Source organism: Devosia insulae DS-56, from assembly GCF_000970465.2.
In the GTDB taxonomy this organism is placed as follows: Bacteria; Pseudomonadota; Alphaproteobacteria; order Rhizobiales; family Devosiaceae; genus Devosia_A; species Devosia_A insulae.
In genome coordinates this window covers 1-4,939 of the sequence record NZ_LAJE02000273.1, presented here as the reverse complement: position 1 = coordinate 4,939, position 4,939 = coordinate 1, and the positions used below count along the sequence as shown (strand labels likewise).

Annotated in this window: 2 protein-coding genes; one reads left to right on the top strand and one right to left on the bottom strand. The window is 65.3% G+C overall.

Going from position 1 to position 4,939, the window contains the following annotated elements; translation table 11 throughout:
• Positions 1-72: 72 nt before the first annotated feature.
• Entirely contained in the window at positions 73-2,478 is a 2,406-nt protein-coding gene (locus tag VW23_RS19175) for an ATP-dependent helicase (protein ID WP_069911153.1), read from the bottom strand.
• A gap of 163 nt (positions 2,479-2,641) precedes the next feature.
• On the opposite strand from VW23_RS19175, the gene VW23_RS19170 reads away from it, so the two are divergent.
• Entirely contained in the window at positions 2,642-4,801 is a 2,160-nt protein-coding gene (locus tag VW23_RS19170) for an esterase-like activity of phytase family protein (RefSeq protein WP_069911152.1), read from the top strand.
• The last annotated feature ends 138 nt before the right edge of the window (positions 4,802-4,939 follow it).

Below are 4,939 nucleotides of genomic sequence, written 5' to 3'. Positions count from 1 at the left end.
TTGTGCAATGGGAGGAGGGCATAGGATGTTTCTGCCTGTCTAGTGGGCTCGGAGATGGTTATAAGAGCCAGGTTACGGCTTCTGCACGAAGCTTTCGAGGACCTTCTTGCGGCCGGCTTTCTCGAACTCGATGGTCAGCTTGTTGCCTTCGATCTGCTCGATCCGGCCATAGCCGAACTTCAGGTGGAAGACGCGCTCGCCGACATCGTATTTCGAGCCACGGCCGTCATCGACCGAGCGGGCGACGAGGTCGCCATCGATGGTCACCGGGCCAGCAGATTTGCGCGATGAGGCCTGGGCGCGGGCGCGCTGCCAGCCGGGGGTCTCGTAAAGGGAATCGAACGGGTCGCGGGTATCGAAACGGCCGCCGCCCGAACGGCCGCCATAGCCATAGCCGCCATAGGCCGAGCCGGTGTCCTTCACCTCGACTGCTGCTGCCGGCAGCTCGTCGAGGAAGCGTGACGGGATCGCCGATTGCCAGAGGCCATGGGTCAGCCGGTTCTGCGCCACCGAGACGCGTAGACGCTTGCGGGCCCGGGTGAGGCCGACATAGGCGAGCCGCCGCTCCTCCTCGAGCCCGGCGCGGCCGCTCTCGTCGAGGGTGCGCTGGCTGGGGAACAGCCCTTCCTCCCAGCCGGGGAGGAACACGGTTTCGAATTCCAGCCCCTTGGCGGAGTGGAGCGTCATGATCGACACGGCGTCGTCGGCCTCGCCGGTATCGCGGTCCATTACCAAGGAGACGTGCTCGAGGAAGCCGCTCAGCGAGTCGAACTCCTCCATGGAGTTGACCAGTTCCTTCAAATTCTCGAGCCGGCCTTCGGCCTCGGCGGATTTGTCGTTCTGCCACATCTCGGTGTAGCCGGACTCGTCGAGCACCTGGCGCGCCAGATCGGCGTGCGAGGTGTGGCGGCGGACGATGCCGGGCGCCAGTTCTTCGGTCTCGACGGCATCTTCGGGAGGCACGGCCTGCGCCCGCTGCGCCCAGTCATCGAACTGATCCATCAGTTGGCGCAGCGTGGTGCGCTGCTTGGGCTTCAGCTCCTCGGTCTCGACGAGGGTGCGCACGGCGGTGGTCAGCGAAGTGCCCTGGCGGCGCGCCGCGTCGTAGAGGATCTGCAGGGTGGAATCGCCCAGCCCGCGCTTCGGCGTATTGACGATGCGCTCGAAGGCGAGGTCGTCGTTGGGATTGGACACCAGCCGCAGATAGGCCAGCGCATCGCGGACTTCCTTGCGCTCATAAAAGCGCGGGCCGCCGATGACGCGGTAGTTGAGGCCGAGCGTGATGAAGCGCTCTTCGAAGGCGCGCATCTGGTGTGAAGCGCGCACCAGGATGGCCATCGAGTTCAGCGCGTCGCCCTGGCGCTGGAACTGCTCGATCTCCTCGCCGACCTGCCGGGCCTCCTCGTCCGAATCCCAAACCGAGGTGACCATGACCAGCTCGCCCGGTTCGCCCACATCGGTCTGCAGGGTCTTGCCCAGCCGGCTCTCATTGTTGGCGATGAGGTGCGAAGCGGCCTTCAGAATATTGGAGGTAGAGCGGTAGTTGCGCTCCAGCCGGATCACCTTGGCGCCCGGAAAGTCCTTCTCGAAGCGCAGGATGTTGTCGACCTCGGCGCCGCGCCAGCCATAGATCGACTGGTCGTCGTCACCGACCACGCAGAGGTTGGCCTCGGGAGCGGGCTTGCCCTGCGCCAGCAGGCGCAGCCACAAATACTGCGCGACGTTCGAATCCTGGTACTCGTCGACGAGGATGTATTTGAAGCGCCGGTGATACTCGGCCAGCACATCCGGGTTTTCGCGGAACAGTTTGATGCAGAGCAGCAGCAGGTCGCCGAAATCGGTGGCGTTCAGCGTCTTCAGCCGATCCTGGTACTGCTGGTAGAGCTCGGGGATCCGGCCATTGGCGAAGGCCGAGCGGTCGGCCATCGACACATCGGTGGGCAACTGGCCGCGGTTCTTCCAGTTGTCCATCATCCCGGCGAACTGCCGGGCCGGCCAGCGCTTCTCGTCGATATTGGCAGCTTCCAGCAGCTGCTTGATCAGCCGGATCTGGTCGTCGGTATCGAGAATGGTGAAATCCGAGCGCAGCCCCACCAGCTCGGCGTGCCGGCGCAGCAGCCGCGCGCCGATCGAGTGGAAGGTGCCGAGCCATGGCATGCCCTCGACGCCCGCGCCGACCAGCGCGCCGATGCGCTCCTTCATCTCGCGCGCCGCCTTGTTGGTGAAGGTCACCGACAGGATCTCGGACGGCCAGGCCTTTTTGGAATTGAGGATGTGGGCGATGCGGGTGGTCAGCACGCGGGTCTTGCCGGTGCCGGCGCCGGCGAGCACCAGCAGCGGCCCCTCGGTGGTCAGCACGGCGTCGCGCTGCTCCTCGTTGAGGCCCTTCAGGTAGTCGGGCGCCGCCGCTCCCCGGCCAAACTGGCTGGTGATCGAGCCCGCCTGCGGGCGGTCGAGGCGCTGCGGTTCTGCTGCCATCAGGGAAACGACGAATCCTGTTTCGTTCTCATCGTTAGATATAGGCAGTACAGGGCCCGATGTATATGCGGCGGGGCCTGTCACAGATCTGTCACCCGATCGTCATGTGGCCGTTGTGCGGCGTGCCTAAGCCGAAGCCTTCGATTTTCAGGGGCGCCAGCAAATGCAGTTCAAATCCATTCTCCTCGGCCTCACCGCCGGCCTTCTCGCCACCTCGGCCTATGCCGCGCCGGTGTTCAACCGGATCGCCAGCTTCCCGGTGGAGCTGAACAACCCCGAAGCCAAGGCGACCTCGTCGGAAATCATAACTGCCTCGGAAGATGGTCTGACGCTGGTCTATTCCGACAGCCCGGCCGGTGGCATCGGCTTTATCGACATCACCGATGCCAAGGCCCCGAAGGCTGCCGGCTTCCTGTCACTCGAGGGCGAGCCGACCTCGGTCACCATTATCGGCAACAAGGTCTATGCCGCGGTCAACACGTCGGAGAGCAAGGTCAATCCGTCGGGCAAGCTGGTGGTCGTCGACCTCGCCAGCAAGGCGATCGAGGCGAGCGTCGATCTCGGCGGCCAGCCGGACTCGATCACCCACAACGCCGCCGGCACGCTGATCGCCATCGCGATCGAGAACGAGCGCGATGAAGAGATCAATGACGCCGCCATCCCGCAGCTGCCGTCGGGCTACCTCGTGCTGCTCTCGCTCACCGGTGGGGCGCTCGATCCGGAAAGCCTCGCCAAGGTCGAGCTGACCGGCCTCGCCGGCATCGCGCCGGAAGATGCCGAGGCCGAGTTCGTCTCGATCAACGGTCTCGACGAAGTCGCGCTGACGCTGCAGGAAAACAACGAGATCGTCATCATCGACGGCAAGACCGGCGCGGTGAAGTCGCACTTCTCGGCCGGCACCGTCAGCCTCGAAGGCATCGACACCAAGAAGGACGGCGCGCTCAAGTTCACCGGCAAGCTGGCTGACGTCGCCCGTGAGCCCGACGCGGTAAAGTGGCTCGACGACAACCGCCTGGTCGTCGCCAACGAAGGCGACTGGAACGGTGGCTCGCGCAGTTTCACCATCTTCAACAAGGATGGCACCGTCGCCTACGAGAGCGGCCCGTCGATGGAACTCGAAGCCGCTCGCCTCGGTCACTATCCCGACGCGCGCAACAAGAAGGGCGTCGAGCCCGAGGGCCTCGAGGTCGCGACCTTCGGCGAGGACAACCTGTTCTTCGTCGCCCAAGAGCGCTCCTCACTGGTGGCCGTCTACAAGGATACGGGCGCCGAGCCCGAGTACCTGCAGTCGCTGCCGTCCGGCATTTCCCCCGAGGGCCTCGTCGCCATCCCCTCGCGTAACCTCCTGGCTACCGCTAACGAGGTCGACCTGCGTGAAGGTGGTCTCGCCGGCTCGCACGTCATGCTCTACGAGCGCACCGAAGGCGAAGCCGCCTATCCGCAGCTGATCTCCGATCTCGATGCCGACGGTCACCCGATCGGCTGGGCCGCCATCTCGGGCGCCGTGGGCGATGCCGAGAAGACGGGGATCCTCTATGCCGTCAGCGACAGCGTGCTCGCAGCCGAGCCGGCGATCTACGAGATCGACGCCACCGCCAAGCCGGCGAAGATCGTCAAGAAGACCGTCATCACCCGTGGTGGCGATGCGGCGCAGAAGCTCGACCTCGAGGGCATCACGCTCGATGGCGAGGGCGGTTTCTGGGTGGCTTCGGAAGGCCGCAGCGACCGGCTGACCCCGCATGCGCTCTACCGCATCGACGCCGAGGGCAAGATCACCGAGGAGGTGGCGTTCCCCGAGGCGCTGCTGCCGAGCGAGATCCGCTACGGCGCCGAGGGCGTCACCAAGGTCGGCGACACCCTGTGGGTGGCGATCCAGCGCGAGTGGAAGGACGATCCGGCGGGGCAGGTGAAGCTCTTGGGCTACAACACCAAGGAGAAGACCTGGTCGGCTGTCCGTTACCCGCTCGAAGCGGCGGCTGATGGCGCCTGGAACGGCCTCTCCGAGATCACCGCGCACGGCGACTACGTCTACATCGTCGAGCGCGACAACCAGATCGCGCTGAAGGCGGTGCTGAAGAAGCTCTACCGCGTGCCGGTCTCGGCCCTCGTCGGCGCCGAAATCGGCGGCGAGCTGCCGGTGGTCACCAAGGAAGAAGTCCGCGACTTCATCCCCGACCTCGCCTCCAACAACGGCTATGTCGTCGACAAGGTCGAAAGCTTCGCCATCGGCGCCGACGGCACCGGTTACGTGATCACCGACAATGACGGCGTCGCCGACTCCTCGGGCGAAACCTTCTTCTGGTCGGTCGGCACGATCCAGTAACCAGACAGCCTCCTGCTTGCGGGGCTCAGGGGCCGGTCCGAAAGGGCCGGCCCCGCTTGGTTTTGGGGGGAGCGTACTCCACACAGCTAACGCCGGTGCGTGGGGCACCCCCACCCTTGATCCCTCCCCACAAGGGGG